Raw genomic sequence first — 300 nt, 5'->3', positions numbered from 1 at the left:
ACAGCCAGGGCTGCTGCGTCGTCTTCAGGTGAACAGGGTGTCCCCGACCGAGGGAGTTGATGATGAGAGTGTTCGTGGCAGGAGCGACCGGAGCGATCGGGCAGCAGCTGGTGCCGCGTCTGGTCGCGGCGGGCCATGAGGTTCACGGCATGACCCGCAGCGAGGCGAAGCATGCCATGCTGCACGAGTTGGGCGCGGTGCCGGTGGTGGCGGACGCACTCGACCGCGATCGGGTCGCCGAGGCGGTCGGCAGGGCGCAGCCCGAGCTCATCGTCCATGAGCTGACCGCGATCGGTGAGC

1 protein-coding gene is annotated in these 300 nt (G+C 68.7%); it reads left to right on the top strand.

The window, feature by feature from the left end; genetic code table 11:
- Positions 1-74: 74 nt before the first annotated feature.
- Positions 75-300: NAD(P)H-binding protein (locus RM445_RS32155; RefSeq protein WP_311560627.1), on the top strand; the 226-nt coding region annotated here is incomplete at its 3' end.

It is taken from the genome of Pseudonocardia charpentierae (genome assembly GCF_031845345.1).
GTDB classification, from domain to species: domain Bacteria; phylum Actinomycetota; class Actinomycetes; order Mycobacteriales; family Pseudonocardiaceae; genus Pseudonocardia; species Pseudonocardia charpentierae.
This window is presented reverse-complemented; position numbering and strand designations above follow the sequence as displayed.